Here is a 15,183-nt window from a genome sequence, read left to right as displayed (position 1 = left end):
GAAGGGCCTCATTGGTCGTCACCTCCGCACAAAAGGTCGATGACCAGGTCTTGCGCCTCTTCGGCAAGCGTCGGGATACTCTGCACGAGGGCGCTCGGCAGCGCGACGTTGCTCTTCAGGAACTCGTCCTGGAGAAACGCCGCCTCGCCGGCCTCGTCTTCGCGCATCGATTCGGCAACGCCGAGGAACACCGCAGGGAACATCCCCTCGCGGCGCGCCGCTTCGCGGTCAAAGGGCCGACGCGTCTTGTCGATAAGCGCGTCGCAGAAGAACTCTGGGTGGGAATCGTTGATCTGGTTGCGCAGATCGTCGACCAGCCCGGGGCGCTTGAGCACCTCATGCAGGGGCGTCGTGCCGCAAAGCACGATGCGCGTGCACATCTCCCCGCAGTGCGCCTTGCCGTTCACGCGGAAAAGCTCGCGCGTGACCAGGTCGGATACATCGGGAACCGTGACGCACTCCGAAATGTCCACCTTCATGCGCTGCCAAACGACGCTTGCGGTGGGGACGAACTCGACCACGTTGCGGCGCCCCTCCTCGAGCGTGACCAGGTTCACGCCGCGCGGCCCCGTCTCCTTGATGTCGCGCCCCTGGATACAGCCGGAAAACGCGAGGCGTGGATTCTCGTCGGTGTAGAGCAGGCGCTTGTGAACGTGTCCGAGCGCCCAGTAGTCGAACCCCGCGCGCAAAAGCTTCGCGGGCGACACGGGCGCCTTGTTCGAATCGAGATCGAGCCCGGTATGGATCACGCCGACACCGAAAGGTGCCGAGGCGGCGTCTTCCCCAAGGGCCTCGTTCGCGGCAGCGCGCGTGACACCCTCGGCGATGCAGACATCGGCAGGCCATGTCTGGTTGTAGTAGCCGCGCCCGCCGAGCACGCACACGGGCTTGCCATCCCGACGGTAAAGCGCAAAGCTCGGCTTGTCGGCGGAGAACATGGTCACGTTGCCCGGCAGGTTGAACAGGTCGCGCTGCCAGGTGGTATAGGGGTCGTGGTTTCCTGTGCAGATGTACACAGGAATGCCCTCGGCGTCGAGGCGCGAGAGGCCATCGAAAAACGTGAGGTAGTCGGCATAGGACGGTCGCGCCGTGTCGAAGATGTCGCCGGCGATCACCACGAAGTCGACGCGATTGTCGATGGCGGCGGAAACCACGCGCTCGTACGCTTCGGGAATTGCCTCGACGAGACGGCTCGCCCAACGCTCGGATAAGGCTCGAAGGCCGCGAAAGGGCGCCCCGATATGAAGGTCGGCAGCATGGATGAATGTCAGGCGCTCCGCCATCGGAAGCCGCCCCTTATGCGTATCCGCCGACGCGCGAGTCGTCGATGAGGTCCATGAAGCGCGTGTACTCGGCGTTGAAGGCGAGCGGGATGTCGCGCGTCGGGCCGTTGCGGTGCTTGGCGACGATCAGCTCCGCCGTGCCCCAATCGGGACGGTCGTCGCTTTCGCCCTCTTCCTCGTTCATGCTTCGGTCGATGAACATGACGATGTCGGCGTCCTGCTCGATGGAGCCCGATTCGCGCAGGTCGGAAAGCATGGGACGCTTCTTGCCTCGCATCTCGACGGCACGGGAGAGCTGCGAGAGGGCGATAACGGGCATGCCCATCTCCTTCGCGAGGATCTTAAGGCCGCGGGAAATCTCGCCGACCTCAACGGCGCGATTGCCGTCGCGGCGCGTTTGCGGGGGCTGCATGAGCTGCAGGTAGTCAACGATGATCAGGCCGTTTCCCTGCGCATGGCGCAATTCGCGGCGCGCCTTCGCGCGAGCTTCCAGGATGGACAGGCCCGGCGAGTCGTCGATGTACATATCGAGCTTCGAGAGCGCGTTCGATGCATCGGCGATGGCGCCCCAATCCCCTTCGGCGATGAAGCCGCCGCGGATCTTCGAGAGGCTCACGCGCGCCTCGGCACACAGGATACGCTGCATAAGCTGGCTTGCGGACATTTCCAAGGAGAAGAAGGCGACCGACGTCCCCGCCTTCGCCGCGTTCACGGCGAGGTTCAGCGCGAACGACGTCTTGCCGACGCCGGGCCTTGCAGCAAGGATGACCAGGTCGCCCGCACGCAAGCCGTGGAAGAGGTCGTCTGCGTCCTTGAAGCCCGTCGGAACGCCCGCCATGTGGCTTTTCTGCTCAGCGAGCTTCGTGATTTCCTCGAACGCCTCGGTGAGCAGGGTGTCGACGCGTGCGAACGTCGAAGACACGCGCTTCTCCGTGACGTTGAAGAGTGTTTTCTCGGCGGTCTCCACGACCTCGTTCAGGTCGTCGGGGGCATCGTAAGCAAGCGCGTTGATCTGCGCAGACGCGAAGATGAGCTCACGCAGGATGGCCGTGCGCTTCACGATGTCGGCATGGTTTTGCCAGTTGGTGAGCGCAAACGTGTTGTCCGCAAGGTCGACGAGGTACGCCTTGCCGCCGATCGCCTCGAGCTGCCCCGACGCGTTGAGCGTGTCGGCAAGCGAAATCTGGTCGATGGGGATGCGGCGGATGTTCAGGTCGCATATCGCCTCGAAGATGATGCGATGAGCAGGGCGGAAGAAATTCTCGGGCTTCAGCTTCAACACCAGCTCCTCGACGGCCTCGGCGTCGAGCATGCATGCCGCCAGAACGGATTGCTCCGCTTCGATGTTCTGGGGCAATGGTCTGTTCTGCGGCGTTGACTGCGGCGCAAAATCTGGGTTGCGCGGGGTGTTGGAGCGGTTGTCGGGCATATGCGATGGCTTCCTTCTGGGTGCGTTGATGAGCGTCTTCGAGGATTCGTTTAACCGTTGTATCTTACCCCACCGCGAGCGCTCTCGGCGAGAGGTACCCCAAACACCAAGAAACCCCTCGCCCAAACGGGCAAGGGGTCTCGAAATAAGCGTGTTCGCAATGTGCGATGCGCTATTCGGCAGCAGCCTCGGTCTCTTCAGCGGGAGCAGCTGCTTCCTCGGCGGGAGCCTCGACAGCCTCTTCCTCTTCCGGAGCCTCGACAGCCTTGTCGCTCACGACGTTCACGGTAACGGTGGCCTTGATGTCGCGATAGATGGAAATAGCGACGGCATGCTCACCGGCAACCTTAATCGGGTTGCCAAGCTCTACACGACGACGGTCGACCTCGACGCCAAGGTTCTCCTCGATTGCGTCGGCGACGATCGAAGAGGTGACGGAGCCGAACAGCTGGCCCTCTTCGCCAACGTTGGCAAGAACCTTGACAGTTGCACCATCGAGCTTGGCGCGCATGGCCTCAGCGTCGGCAAGGCGAGTCTCCTCGCGCTTAGCGATGTTGTGCTTGCGCTGCTCGAGCTGCTTGAGGTTGCCCTTGGTCGCCTTGATGGCGTAGCCCTGGGTCAGCAGGTAATTGTTGGCGTAACCATTGGCAACTTCGATAACGTCGCCTTCGCCGCCCCTGCCTTTCAGTTCTTTAAGCAGAATGACTTTCATGGTACCTCCTTCGCCTAGCGGTTGCGGCGGTCGCCACGGCCGCTCACGGCGGGAACCGCGTAGGGCATCAAAGCCATTTCGCGAGCGCGCTTCACGGCGTTCGCGATGTCACGCTGATGCTGGGTGCAGGCACCCGTCACGCGGCGCGGCTTGATCTTTCCGCGGTCGGTCACATATTTGCGCAGCATCTGCGTGTCCTTGTAGTCGATGTACTCAACATCGTCCTTGCAGAACTGGCAGAACTTGCGACGCGGCTGCTTCGCGTAATCTGACGTTTTCTTCAACTTACTCTTCCTTAGAACGGGATGTCTTCATCGTAGACGGAAGAAGAGGCATCGATCGTCGGTGCCGGCTGGGGCTGGTAGCTCGCCTGCGGAGCAGATTGGTAGCTCGCCTGAGGTGCAGGCTGATAGCCGCCTTGTTGCCCATAGCTTTGACCGGAAGAATACTGTGCATCACTGTTGCGGCTCGACATGAACTCAAGCTCGTCCACGATCACTTCGATCTTGGAGCGCTTCTGCCCGTCGCGTTCCCACTGGCTCCAGCGCAGCTTACCCTCGATCGTGACCTTCGTACCCTTGGACAAGTACTTGTTCAAGGCATCGGCGCGAGCGCCGAACATGGTGCAATCGATGAAGTTGGGGTAGTCCTCCCACTCGCCGGTCTGCTGATTCTTGCGACGGTCGTTGACCGCCACGCCAAAACCGAGAACGGAAGTACCGCCCGCAGTGCTGCGAAGCTCAGGGTCGCGAGTCAAATTACCGCTGATGATAACTCTGTTGATGCTCATAATTCTTGCCTCTTCCCATGTGCCGGACGCCAAAGGCGCCCATTAAGCTCCAGTTAGTCGCGGTCTTCGCGCTTCACGATCATGTGGCGGACCACAGCATCGTTGATGCGCAGAACGCGATCGAGCTCGGCAACGTTCTGAGGATCAGCGTGGAAATTGACGAGAGTGTAATCACCGTCGGTCAGACCATTGATCTCATAAGCAAGTTTGCGCTTGCCCCACTCGTCGACGTTGTCAACCTTGCCTGCGCCCTCAGCGATCGTGGTCTCGATTCGCTTCATGACGGCAATGCGATCTTCGTCGGAAATGGTCGGGGCGACAAAAAACAGCAGTTCGTAAGCCTTCATCAGCTCACCTCCTTTGGACTTTACGGCTCTGGGTCTGGTGAAGGCATTCACCCAGAGCAGGATATAGCCTGACTATATTAACGTAGGCTTCCTGCTTCGGGTAGACTAAAGCTGTCTCCCATCACCTGAACCACACATCTTCTCGAGCCGCCGAGCTCGTTTTGGGGCATCCTAGCATGCATACCTGGCAGAAACCTTCCCGATACCTTCCCGAATTTCGATGCGAGTTCTCCCAAAACGAAAACGAAAGCCCCGTGCATTTGCGCGAGGCTCTCGCAGATATTCAATCTAAGAGGAGGATTTATTCTCCGTCGGCGTCGATTCCTGTCGAAGGATCCTCGTCGACTTCCGTCAGATACTTCTCGTCGATTTCGTCCTCGCCGTAGTCGACCCCGCTCTTGAGTTTCGCCATAAAGTTCGGGGCCTCACCGATGTAGGCCGCCTCGTCCTCGAAAGTGTAGCCGCCCTCGTCATCGACGGTATAAAGGTAGCCAACCGCATAGCCGTCCTCTGCGCCCGGCACGCCGCCTTCCGCGATGATAACGTCCTTCGTGCCATCGTCGGTCTCGACGTAGCCGTCGTAGCAGAACGCATACGCGTCCGCGCCGCGCGCGCCTTCCACCGTATGCTGCGCGAGGTTGTAGCATTCCTCGGAGGAATCGCCCGGATGCGACTCGATGAACAGGTTTTCCTTGACGACGAGCGTCGTGAACGGAACGAGTTCGGCTCCCTCTTCCATCTTCTCCTTCGCCTCGTCGAGCGCGAACAGGAGCACGTTTTCGAGCATCTCCGGAATCTCGGGGACTTCCTCAGATGAGTTTTCAACAGTACGATCGGCCATAAGGTCGCTCCTTTGCTTTCGATAATCGATTGTCACAGTGTAGTCCACCGTATTCGCTTTGGGGAGGGGAGCACAGAAAAAGCCCCCGCGATTGCGAGGGCTCATAATTTCGTGGCGGAGGAGGAGGGATTCGCGCGCCCGCTTCGCGAACCCGCACCCCTCCCTCGCAAGCTCGGTCGGGCGAATTCCTAAAAACGTGTCACTGGCACGTTTTCTTAACGGAATTCCACCTCATCGGTTCGAATCCCCGGGGAGCCCCCGGGATATGAAAAGCCCCCGCGATTGCGAGGGCTCATAATTTCGTGGCGGAGGAGGAGGGATTCGAACCCTCGTTACCCGGGTTGCGGGCAAAACGGTTTTCGAGACCGCCGCATTCAACCACTCTGCCACCCCTCCGCATGGGGTGTGGGGCTTATGCCCCTGATATGTGAAACGCGCCGAAGCGCGTTACTTTTTCTGGCGGAGAGATGGGGATTCGAACCCCAGATACCCTTTTGGGGCATACACGATTTCCAATCGTGCTCCTTCGGCCAGCTCGGACATCTCTCCGTTTTGCCAATTGCAGCAGCTAAGTATTATACATAAGACCCTGTCTGTCCACAAGGATATTTTTCAAAAACTCGCAAACCCGCCCACTGCGGCGGCTCAAAGCGAAAACGCGCACTCTACCAGGGCATTCGCGTTTAGTACTCGCTTGTCAGCGAGTAATGGCCAGGTGTCACCTCGGCAACGCTCATCGGAACATCGAACAGCGAAGACATGGCCTCGTCGCACAGAAGCTCCTCTTTCGACCCGTCCGCGTGCACCGACCCGTCCTTGATCAAGAGCAGCCGCTCGATTTCGGGAATGATATCCTCGGCATAGTGGGTGACCAGCAGAATCGCACGACCGGACTGCGCAATCGCGCGCATGGAGCGGCGCACGTAGTGCATCCCCTGCGGATCGAGCCCCGTGCACGGCTCGTCGAGCACAACGACGTCGGGATCGTGAACGAGAGCGCGCGCGAACAACACGCGTCTCGCCTGCCCCGTGGACAGCGTCATCACATCGCGGTCTGCGATCGACTCGACGCCGAGCGTCGCCATCGTTTTCCTGCAACGCGCATAGTCGTCCTCGCTCGCGTTCACCCGCTTCGGCACGCCGAGCGAACCGTACAGGCCGCCCGCAACCACCTCGATGGCAGGCATGTGCACCGTGATCTGGTCCTGCATCGTCGATGACACGATGCCGAGGCTCTTCTTCACGTCCTCAAGCGTCGCCCGGGCGTTCCCGCGGAAAAGCACTGGCGGCTCGTCCTGGTAAAGCGGGAGAATCTCACGCGTGATCAGCTTGATGAAGGTCGATTTGCCGGCGCCATTCGGGCCGAGCAGCGCCATGCTCTCCCCCTCGGCAAGCTCGAAGGAGCCGACGTGCAAGATGGTTCTGCCCGACCGTTTCACGATCGCGTTGTTCAAGCAAAGAAAGGGAGGGCGCGAATCCGCTTCGCGCCCTCCCTCGAACTGACTGTCAGCCATGTGGTTTATGCTGCCTTCTTGGTCTCGGAATCACCGCTGTCCGAAGCAGTATCGCTCGAGACGGAGGAATCGTCGGTTGCGCTTACCTCGTTGTCGGCGGAGCTACTGCTCCCATCGGTGGAGGAGCTGTCGGAGGAATCATCGCTTTGATACTTCGACATATCGAGGTCGTAGGGCAGGCCGCTCGGCATGTCCTTGATTTCGATATCGGCGTTTTCCTTGGCATCGGAGAGCCACTGCTGATAGACCTTCGACTGGTTCGAGGACTTGAGCGAGCCTCTGAACTGCTCGACGAACTCGGAGGGCAGCTGATCGAGACTCGTCAGCTCATCAGGAGCGTGGAACTCGTCGGTGCACTTGATAATATGGATGCCGTAGCTGCTCGTGACAAGGCCGCTTACCTGGCCCTTCGAAAGATCGGCGAGGCCTGCGGTGTATTCGTTCACAAACGAGTTGAGCTTATCCCAACCCACATCACCGCCGTTTTGGCCCGAGCTGTCCTTGGAATAGGTCTTGGCAGCCTCGGCGAAATCAAGCGTTCCGGCGTTGATCTGGTCGAGCACGCTCTGCGCAGTTTCCGCATCGTCGGCGTCGAAGAGGATATGGGAGGAACGCTTCGCGCCGTCGAAGCTGGAAACGTAAGTCTGGGCATAGGAGAGAACGTCCTCGTCGGAAGGATCGTCGCCCTCGAAGGACTTCATGAGGCCCTGCTGCAGAAGAGAGGTCTTGATGTTGCTTTTGTACTCGTCCTCGGTCATTCCGACCGCCTGGAGCGCCTCATTCCACTTGTCGTCGCTCGCGTAGTTCTGCTTCATCTGGTCGACGTAGGACTGCACCTCGTCATCGCTCACCGTGACGCCCTTTTCCTCGGCGCCCTGGATGATCAGCTGCTTGGTCACGAGGGAATCGATGACCTCCTCGCGCACCTTCTCGGGGGTGTAGTCGTATTTGACCATCCACTCGCCCCACGCGTCCTCGTCGGTCAAAGACATCTGGGAGCGGATGCTCTCGACGGAGGCAGTAACCTCTTCCTCTTGGATTTCGGCACCGTTGACGGTCGCCGCCACGCCTCCAACACCCTTCGATCCCGACGTGGAATTGCCCGAGCACGCCGTGATGCTGACCACACACAAGGCGGACAGGCTCACCGCGCAAACGGCCTTAGCGATTGTAGAAGCTTTCATGAAACCCTTCCCTTTACATGAAAACGTGCGGCAGCGGCGACGCAAAGCCGCACATGAGACGTCGATTCCGCACGAGATGTAATGCCGCGAAGTATTTTCGCATAGGAATATTTGGAAACATAAGGTCGCACAATTTGCCCACTTATGTTTCACAGAACGCCGTGCGGGACGTGAAGCGCTACGCCTCGACCATGGCCGCCTTGAAGTCGATGATTTTCTGGCGGCAGCCATCGCAATTGGTGCCGAGCATCTGCACGGCGAGGATGGCAGCGTTCTTTGCGCCGTTGATGGCGACGCAGGCAACCGGCACGCCGGAGGGCATCTGCACCATGGAGAGAAGGGAGTCGAGGCCGCCCAGATCGCTCGTCTTCATAGGCACGGCGATGACGGGGTCGGGCGTGTAGGCTGCAACGACGCCGCCGAGGTGCGCGGCCTTGCCCGCCGCCGCGATGATCACCTTGATGCCGCGCTCGTGTGCCGTGGACGCCCATTCATGCACTTCAAGCGGCTTTCGATGGGCACTCGCCACTTTCACCTCATAGGAGATGCCGAATTCGTCGAGCTGCTGCATGCACGGCTCCATCGCCGGCATGTCGGATTTGCTGCCCATGATAATGCCCACAACGGGCTTTTTGTCTGCCATGTCAAGACCTTTCACGCGTCCGCTTATTTGCCTTTTCAGTATACGCGCGGCGCGCAATCGATCGCGAAGGAGGGGGCGATAACGCGGAGTCTGCGCAAAGCTAGCTCGCGGCCGCGCGCATCAAGCGGGCTATGGCCTCGTAGCCGGAGCGCCCGCGCACGAACTCCTCCGTCAAATCGAGCAAGGGAATGTCCTCGGGAACGACGATCGAAGGGTTCTGCTTGAGGATTTCAATGCGCGGAACATGGCAGTTGAACAGGCGACATACCTGCGGGCGCGCCTCCCAGATCATGCAGCCGCCTTCAGGGGACTGCAGCGGGCAGCGCTCGCCTTTGCGGTCGATCGGGCGCACGTGCTTGCGTTCGATGCACTCGTGCATGGCGTCGAGCTCTTTGGGTGTGATGGCCAGCACGTTCAACCCGCAGCACTGTCCGCAACAAGTGCAATCGGGGTAACTATTATCGCCGTCGAAGCGCAACGGCTCGTCGTTCGGGGTGATTTTCATGGCTTGCCTTCTGATGGAACTCACGAATGGGACTCGTCTTTTGTTCGATGATAGCGCTCGTTGCGCCGTGCAAGTATTTCGTTGTCGCAACATCGACAAGCGGCCTGGAAGCGCGGGGAAGCGCCCCGCCGGGAGCCGCGAGGTTGTAAGAAGCGCGAAGGGAAGAGGAAGGGTGGCCAGAAACTGAGGGAGTATGCGATTCAGATCAAATTAATGTCCCTGATGAATTCTCCTGTATCGAGTCGATCTTGCTGCGCCGACCTTCTCTATGTAACCCTCAGCTTGCAGTTTCTGCAATATACGCTCCACTGTCCTCAGGCTCATGGAGGGGTTAGCATCAGTGATTTCGCGCTTACTCACGCTTGCGACGAGGGAATCGAAGTACTCCCTCAGCGCGTCCTCATTCGACCCGCCCGACGAAAGCAAGGAGAATCTCGCATCGAGCTCAGCGTAACAGGCGCCAATCACTCCAAGCATATAAGTTACGAATGGCGCATAATCTCCGCTGCCTTCGCTCCACCCGACGGAACTCGCCTTAAGAGCCTCGTAATACGTTTCCTTCGTTTTTTCAATCTCCGCTTCAATGGAAATATATTTTCCGACAGTGTAGTTGTTACGGTAAAGCAACAGCAGAGTTATGAGCCTGCTCATCCTCCCGTTGCCGTCGTTAAACGGGTGGATGCTCACGAAGTCGAAAACGAACACAAGGCTCACCAACAGAGGATCATATACCCCCCTTTTGATTTCATGCGCGTATGAATCGCAAATTTCCTGAATGGCAGCGGGCGTAGCAGCGGCGGGCGTCGGCACGAACCTGGTTACGAGTTCGCCCGTTGGGAGCCGCTCCGCTATCGTGTTGTCGGAATCTTTCCACCTGCCGGCAAAAGAGGCGTCAAGGTATCGATAAAGGTCTCTATGAAACTGAAGTATGACACCTGGAGTCACGGGGATATCGTCGTGACTTTCGTGGATAACGTCGAGCACATATCGGTACCCAGCTATCTCTCGCTCGTCACGGTTCCTCGGTTCGACTTTCTGTTCCATGAGCTCACGCAGGCGTCTGTCGGTGGTCGATATATTTTCTATCCGATTGGATGCGCCCGTACTCTGAATCTTCGCCACTTCGCATAGCTTATCGAGAACATCTGGCTTGGTCGCCATGTAGAGAGATTGCTTCCCCCGATGCTCGCGCACGTTCCCCAAGGCAGCTACTGCCTCGGGAATCATGAGCTGGGACAATATCTTGCTATAGTTGAACTGCGCCACAATACTCCTGATAACAATTATTTTAGCCATTTACTCTATATTTGACTATGATACTCAATTGATGGCTAGGATAGCAATAGGCTATTGTGACTTGCTGCCGTCGACGGAGCTCTTGTTATGCCCTCCACCTCAAACGCGTGAAACGCGCAGAATATGGAACCTTCTGAAAACGTTCTTCTTTTTTCGAGTGCTTAGGGTATAACCCGAAATTTGATGCGGGTGTCGCCAAGTGGCAAGGCCCGAACTTCCCATTGTTTTTGCTGGCACGTTCCGCCAGCTTCCTTTCCAAACTTCTTTTCCAAATAATCCCACGTCATATGACTTTTCTCTATTCAATTGCCTTCAGTGGGAAGGATTTGGGAAACGGAAGAAACACTGGAAGCTCCAGTCCAGTTCCGCGCTTTCCAACCGCATCAGGCTAAAACGTTTTGGATAAATGTGGCTATATCGTCATCCACGAGGATGCTCCTGCCCGCAATGGTAGTCGGAGCGCACGCCCCTCCTATGTTCACGCAGGCGTACGTCGCATGGCCGTTCCGACCCACGGCGTTCCAGAAGGGGTATTTGATGATGACGGGCGTGTTGTCCCCGACGCCCAGCTCCAAATACAGGACACGATCGCCGGAGTGTGCCTCGCAGAACGCGCGGTAGCGGGAAGCCGCCTCGTGCCATCCGCGGTCCTCGCAGAAAGTTCCGTCGACACGCAGGTTGGGGACCATAGGCGCCCCGCAGTGTGGGCAACGGGGAACGAGCTCGCTCGGCACCCGCTGGTCTTTCTGGCTGCCCGCCATCTCGCGGACCTGCCGTTCGTTGTCGTACGTCTCGCCGGAGCAGTTGCGGGCGCACTGGAACAGGCCGTAGTCCCCCTGCGTGTAGAACAGCCGCGCCTTGTCGAACCCCGCCAGCTGGAACTGGTGGTCGACGTTGGTGGTGAGGACGAAGCAGTCTCGCCCTTCGAGGATGCGCAGGAGGTTGAGATAGGGTTTGCCAGCCCCCGCCTCGTAGCGGTTGAGCAGGATGGCTCGGCTCCACCACGCCCAGTAGGTCTCCAGATCGGGAAAGGGATGGAACCCGCCCGAGTACATGTCGGTTATCCCGAACCGGTCGCGGAAGTCCGCAAAGTTCTCGTCGAAGCGCTTGCCGGAATAGGAGAAACCCGCCGCGGCGGAGAGCCCGGCGCCTGCGCCTACCAGGACGGCGTCGCACTCGTCGAGTTCCCGCCTCATCGCCTCTGCCGCTTCTTCCGCCGTCGCGTCGGCCCCGCGCACGAGGGCCGCGTTCCGCTTGGCGCGCGCATACCCGCCGCCGGCGAACAAGTTAGATGAAAAGAATGTCACGGTAGATCCTCTCGTCCGATTCTAGGAAGACGTCGAACACCACGCGGATGCCCGATTCTCTCTCGTCCAGCCATCCGCGCACCCTGCGGACCGAAATATCGCGCCGTGCGGGCACGCCTCTTCGCACAGCCCGCAACGCAAGCATGCTCCCTGGTCAATCCTGAACGTCCCGTCTTCGACGCACGCAACGCAGCCTTGCGGGCAGACGGCGGCACACACACCGCAGCCCTCGCACCCTTCCGAGACCTCGAACACGCCTTTCACGTCCAAAGAGGCGCGGCCTATGGCGAACGGCACCCTCACGATGGGCTTCTGGCCGAGGTCGAAGTACTCGCCGCTCCCGTCCTCGATGTAGAAGACCTCGCAGGCGTAGCGGGACTCAGCGGGGTACAACTGGTCCATAGAGGGGTTCAGCTCGAACATCCGGTCGACGAGCGCTTTCTGCTCCCCGTCGGCGGCGCGGACCGCCCGCCCCCGCAGCCTGCACGTCCTGAAGTCCGTCGTCTGCCCGACGATGGCGACGACGGGGTTGCGCAGGATCTCCCTGTAAAACTCTTTGCCGCGGGGCGCAAGGAAGAAGAGCCTTCCATCCTCGACGTGCATCACATCTATCACGCGGACGGCGGGAAGCCCCTCGGCGTCGACCGTCGCGAACGAGCAGTCCCTGATGTGCCTCAGGAAGCGCAGGCAGTACCTAGCGTCTATCTGCTCGGCGCCGGCAACGGGGATGCGATCGGATGCCGCCAGGCCGAAATCGCCTCGCGCTCCTTGCCCGTGCCATGCCCTCTCCCGGCCCATCTCCTGCCTCCTCACAATCGGCCGCGACGCCTCCTGCAGAGGGCGCCGCGGCATTTGTCCTGTTCTGTTGCGGTGCTAGAACTTGCCGTTTTCGTTCTGCCAGTCGGCCGGGTCGGCGATAGTCTCCATGACGTCCCAGTGCTCCGCGACCTTGCCGTCCTCCACGCGCCAGAGGTCGCAGTACGACGTGGGCTTGCCGCCAAAGGTGCCCTCGCTCACGCCCAGAACGAAGTTGCCCTGCGCGAGAACCTGGTGGGTCCTATCGTAGATCATCTGGATGCCGTCCGCGGCAAGCGCCTCGAGCGCGGCCCCCAGACCAGAGAGGCCGTCGGCGATTCCGGTGTTGTGCTGGAGGTAGGCGTCGCCCGCGAAGTACTCCGGGGTCTTCTCGGGGCGCTTCCCCTGCATGACGTCTTCGAGGAACGCCTCGATGAGGGCTCGGTTCTCCTCTGTCTTGTCGAGCTCGGAGACCTCGGTGGTGCCGTCGGTCTGCGTGCGGCCGGAGGGGTTCGGCCCGGCGACATTGGCGAGGTTGTCCCAGTGCTCGGCGATGAGCCCCTGGCCGTTGAAGCGGAAGATGTCGAAGGCGACCTGCTCGCCGGCCCCCGCGAAGTTGTAGATGCTCTGCAGGAACACCTTGTCGCCGTCTTCGAACGCGCGGATGTTTCTCACCGTCGTCTCGGCGGGCGCGGAGGCCAAGTACTTCACGGACCCGACGAACGCGTCGCGGCCCGTGCCGTAGGCGAGGTTGTGCTGGATGTAGCCCTCGTCGAGGAGGCTCGCCGCCAGCTCCGCGTCTCCGGTGGCGAACGTGCTGATGAGGTCGAGTGCTTTCTGGATGTTGCTCATTTCCGTTCCTTTCCTTGCGGTTCTGCGGCCCTTCTCGCCGCTTGCTTGGCTTCATGGTAAAATCTGTGGTGCAAATAGAAAAGTAGGCACTATTTAGTGCTGTAGGTACCTATAAGTAACCATAAATGAACAGGTGATATGCAATGAGCGACGACGGAATCAGCTATACCGAGTATCGCAATGACGAGCTCCCCAAGAGAAGCGACCTCCCCGTCTGCCCAGTGGAGACCTGCGTGTCCCTGATCGGCAGCAAGTGGAAGTTGCTCATAATGCGGGACTTGCTCCTGAATGGCTCGATGCGGTTCAAGGCCCTCCAGCGCAGCGTCGGGGGCGTCTCCCAGAAGGTCCTTACCACGAACCTGCGCAGCATGGAGGACGCGGGGCTCGTCGTAAGGAGGGTCTACGCGGAGGTCCCACCCCGCGTCGAGTACTCTCTCACGGAGCTGGGCCAAAGCTTGAGGCCCATCATGGATTCCATGTGGGCTTGGGGGGAGTCGTACCAGGCTTTAGCGAAGTGATGTCTTCCTTTTCTTTTCTCCTGGCTTACCCAGATGCCTGCCAATGAAGCAAGCGCCGCTGCATCGGCAGGCTCGTCTCGAGGTTCATGGAGGACGCGAATCAACCTTCAGCGCGGGAAACGCGCAGAATATGGAACCGTCCGAAAACGTTCTACCCCTTTTCGAGCGCTTAGGGTATAATTCGTAACCTGATGCGGGTGTCGCCAAGTGGTAAGGCCCGAGCTTCCCAAGCTCGTATTCGCGGGTTCGAGTCCCGTCACCCGCTCCATTGAAAACCAGCGGCAATGGAGCACATGCGTTGCCTTTTAGAAAAACCCGCTGCGGCGGGTTTTTCTATTGCAGCAGGTCTCTCTTATAAGGAAGAGAAGGAGCGACTTCATTCATGGGCGACAAAAAAACATTCGACACCTTCATCTTCGATCTCGACGGCACCATCCTGGACACGCTGCCCGATTTGGTCGTTGTCACCAACGAGGCCCTTCGCGAACAGGGATTTCCCGAGCGAACGCACGACGAGGTTTTGAGCTTCGTGGGCAACGGGCTCGTCGCGCTCATGTACCAAGCGGTGCCCGAGAACACCCCGAAAGACATAGCCGACCGGGCGGTTGCATACTGGAAGCGCTTCAACCTGGAATACGACAACCACCTGACCGCGCCCTACCCGCACGTCCCCGAAACGCTCGCCGAGCTGCGCCGTCGGGGCTGCAAACTGGGGGTTCTCTCCAACAAGTTCGACGGAGGCGTGCACAAGATTATCGCCCAATGCCTCCCCGGTCTCTTCGACGTGGAACACGGCGAATGCGAGGAAATTCCCCGAAAGCCAAACCCGGCGGGCCTGCTGCGTACCATCGAGGAGCTGGGCAGCACGCCAGAACGCACCGCCTATCTGGGCGACTCACCGAACGACATCTTGGTCGCTCATCGCGCCGGCGCCTGCGGCATCGGCGTTTCGTGGGGGTACCACACCGCGCAGGAAATGCGCGACGCAGGATCGGACATCATGCTCGAAAGCTTCTCCGACCTGCTGGAATATGCACCAGAATCCTAGAGTCCCAAGACAACAAGGGCAAAACCAAAGGGAGCGGTTCCCCAGTTGAGGAGCCGCTCCCTTTTCGTATACTAACAATATAGGGGCACTCAATGCCCGCCCCCATATTTTCTCGAAAG

17 protein-coding genes and 3 tRNA genes are annotated in these 15,183 nt (G+C 59.6%); 3 read left to right on the top strand and 17 right to left on the bottom strand.

Annotated features, from left to right (window positions below; genetic code table 11):
- Positions 1-8: 8 nt before the first annotated feature.
- The 17 genes from Q0I65_RS02270 to Q0I65_RS02190 all read right to left on the bottom strand — a co-directional run bounded on the left by Q0I65_RS02270 (position 9) and on the right by Q0I65_RS02190 (position 13,498).
- Positions 9-1,283 carry a DNA repair exonuclease gene (locus Q0I65_RS02270; RefSeq protein ID WP_296059295.1) on the bottom strand — a complete coding sequence of 425 codons (1,275 nt, stop codon included), beginning with the start codon at positions 1,281-1,283 and terminating at the stop codon, positions 9-11.
- 13 nt (positions 1,284-1,296) lie between these two features.
- A complete protein-coding gene (gene dnaB, locus Q0I65_RS02265) occupies positions 1,297-2,712 on the bottom strand; it encodes a replicative DNA helicase (RefSeq protein WP_296059292.1) in 1,416 nt (471 codons plus the stop codon).
- Between the two features lie 172 nt (positions 2,713-2,884).
- Positions 2,885-3,424 (bottom strand): 50S ribosomal protein L9, encoded by a 540-nt coding sequence (gene rplI, locus Q0I65_RS02260; RefSeq protein WP_296059290.1) that lies wholly within the window; start codon positions 3,422-3,424, stop codon positions 2,885-2,887.
- A 14-nt stretch (positions 3,425-3,438) separates the two neighbouring features.
- Entirely contained in the window at positions 3,439-3,708 is a 270-nt protein-coding gene (gene rpsR / locus Q0I65_RS02255; RefSeq protein ID WP_158049124.1) for a 30S ribosomal protein S18, read from the bottom strand.
- Positions 3,709-3,719: 11 nt separating this feature from the next.
- The gene (gene ssb, locus Q0I65_RS02250) at positions 3,720-4,214 is read right to left on the bottom strand and encodes a single-stranded DNA-binding protein (RefSeq protein WP_296059285.1); all 495 of its coding nucleotides are present in this window, start codon (positions 4,212-4,214) and stop codon (positions 3,720-3,722) included.
- A 53-nt stretch (positions 4,215-4,267) separates the two neighbouring features.
- On the bottom strand, positions 4,268-4,561 hold the full coding sequence (gene rpsF, locus Q0I65_RS02245; RefSeq protein ID WP_296059282.1) for a 30S ribosomal protein S6: 294 nt from the start codon (positions 4,559-4,561) through the stop codon (positions 4,268-4,270).
- 301 nt (positions 4,562-4,862) lie between these two features.
- Complete coding sequence (locus Q0I65_RS02240; protein ID WP_296059279.1) at positions 4,863-5,402, bottom strand: hypothetical protein; 540 nt, start codon at positions 5,400-5,402, stop codon at positions 4,863-4,865.
- Positions 5,403-5,705: 303 nt separating this feature from the next.
- A tRNA-Ser gene (locus Q0I65_RS02235) sits at positions 5,706-5,798 on the bottom strand.
- 61 nt (positions 5,799-5,859) lie between these two features.
- Positions 5,860-5,951: transfer RNA gene (locus Q0I65_RS02230), tRNA-Ser, on the bottom strand.
- Positions 5,952-6,085: 134 nt separating this feature from the next.
- Entirely contained in the window at positions 6,086-6,916 is an 831-nt protein-coding gene (locus tag Q0I65_RS02225; RefSeq protein WP_296059276.1) for an ATP-binding cassette domain-containing protein, read from the bottom strand.
- A 5-nt stretch (positions 6,917-6,921) separates the two neighbouring features.
- Entirely contained in the window at positions 6,922-8,100 is a 1,179-nt protein-coding gene (locus Q0I65_RS02220) for a SurA N-terminal domain-containing protein (protein ID WP_296059273.1), read from the bottom strand.
- A 178-nt stretch (positions 8,101-8,278) separates the two neighbouring features.
- Entirely contained in the window at positions 8,279-8,743 is a 465-nt protein-coding gene (gene purE, locus Q0I65_RS02215) for a 5-(carboxyamino)imidazole ribonucleotide mutase (protein ID WP_296059271.1), read from the bottom strand.
- 100 nt (positions 8,744-8,843) lie between these two features.
- Complete coding sequence (locus Q0I65_RS02210; RefSeq protein WP_296059267.1) at positions 8,844-9,248, bottom strand: YkgJ family cysteine cluster protein; 405 nt, start codon at positions 9,246-9,248, stop codon at positions 8,844-8,846.
- A 210-nt stretch (positions 9,249-9,458) separates the two neighbouring features.
- Positions 9,459-10,544 carry a Fic family protein gene (locus tag Q0I65_RS02205; protein WP_296059264.1) on the bottom strand — a complete coding sequence of 362 codons (1,086 nt, stop codon included), beginning with the start codon at positions 10,542-10,544 and terminating at the stop codon, positions 9,459-9,461.
- Between the two features lie 383 nt (positions 10,545-10,927).
- Entirely contained in the window at positions 10,928-11,851 is a 924-nt protein-coding gene (locus tag Q0I65_RS02200; protein ID WP_296059262.1) for a Sir2 silent information regulator family NAD-dependent deacetylase, read from the bottom strand.
- 21 nt (positions 11,852-11,872) lie between these two features.
- The gene (locus tag Q0I65_RS02195; protein WP_296059260.1) at positions 11,873-12,649 is read right to left on the bottom strand and encodes a 4Fe-4S binding protein; all 777 of its coding nucleotides are present in this window, start codon (positions 12,647-12,649) and stop codon (positions 11,873-11,875) included.
- Between the two features lie 75 nt (positions 12,650-12,724).
- Complete coding sequence (locus Q0I65_RS02190) at positions 12,725-13,498, bottom strand: nuclear transport factor 2 family protein (protein WP_296059257.1); 774 nt, start codon at positions 13,496-13,498, stop codon at positions 12,725-12,727.
- A 143-nt stretch (positions 13,499-13,641) separates the two neighbouring features.
- On the opposite strand from Q0I65_RS02190, the gene Q0I65_RS02185 reads away from it, so the two are divergent.
- The 3 genes from Q0I65_RS02185 (at position 13,642) to Q0I65_RS02175 (ending at position 15,064) form a co-directional block, all read left to right on the top strand.
- A complete protein-coding gene (locus Q0I65_RS02185) occupies positions 13,642-14,016 on the top strand; it encodes a helix-turn-helix domain-containing protein (RefSeq protein ID WP_296059255.1) in 375 nt (124 codons plus the stop codon).
- A 193-nt stretch (positions 14,017-14,209) separates the two neighbouring features.
- Positions 14,210-14,284, top strand: a tRNA-Gly gene (locus Q0I65_RS02180).
- Between the two features lie 114 nt (positions 14,285-14,398).
- Positions 14,399-15,064, top strand: a complete 666-nt coding sequence (locus Q0I65_RS02175; RefSeq protein WP_296059252.1) for an HAD family hydrolase — start codon at positions 14,399-14,401, stop codon at positions 15,062-15,064.
- The last annotated feature ends 119 nt before the right edge of the window (positions 15,065-15,183 follow it).

It is taken from the genome of uncultured Ellagibacter sp., from assembly GCF_934643285.1.
In the GTDB taxonomy this organism is placed as follows: domain Bacteria; phylum Actinomycetota; class Coriobacteriia; order Coriobacteriales; family Eggerthellaceae; genus Ellagibacter.
This window is presented reverse-complemented; position numbering and strand designations above follow the sequence as displayed.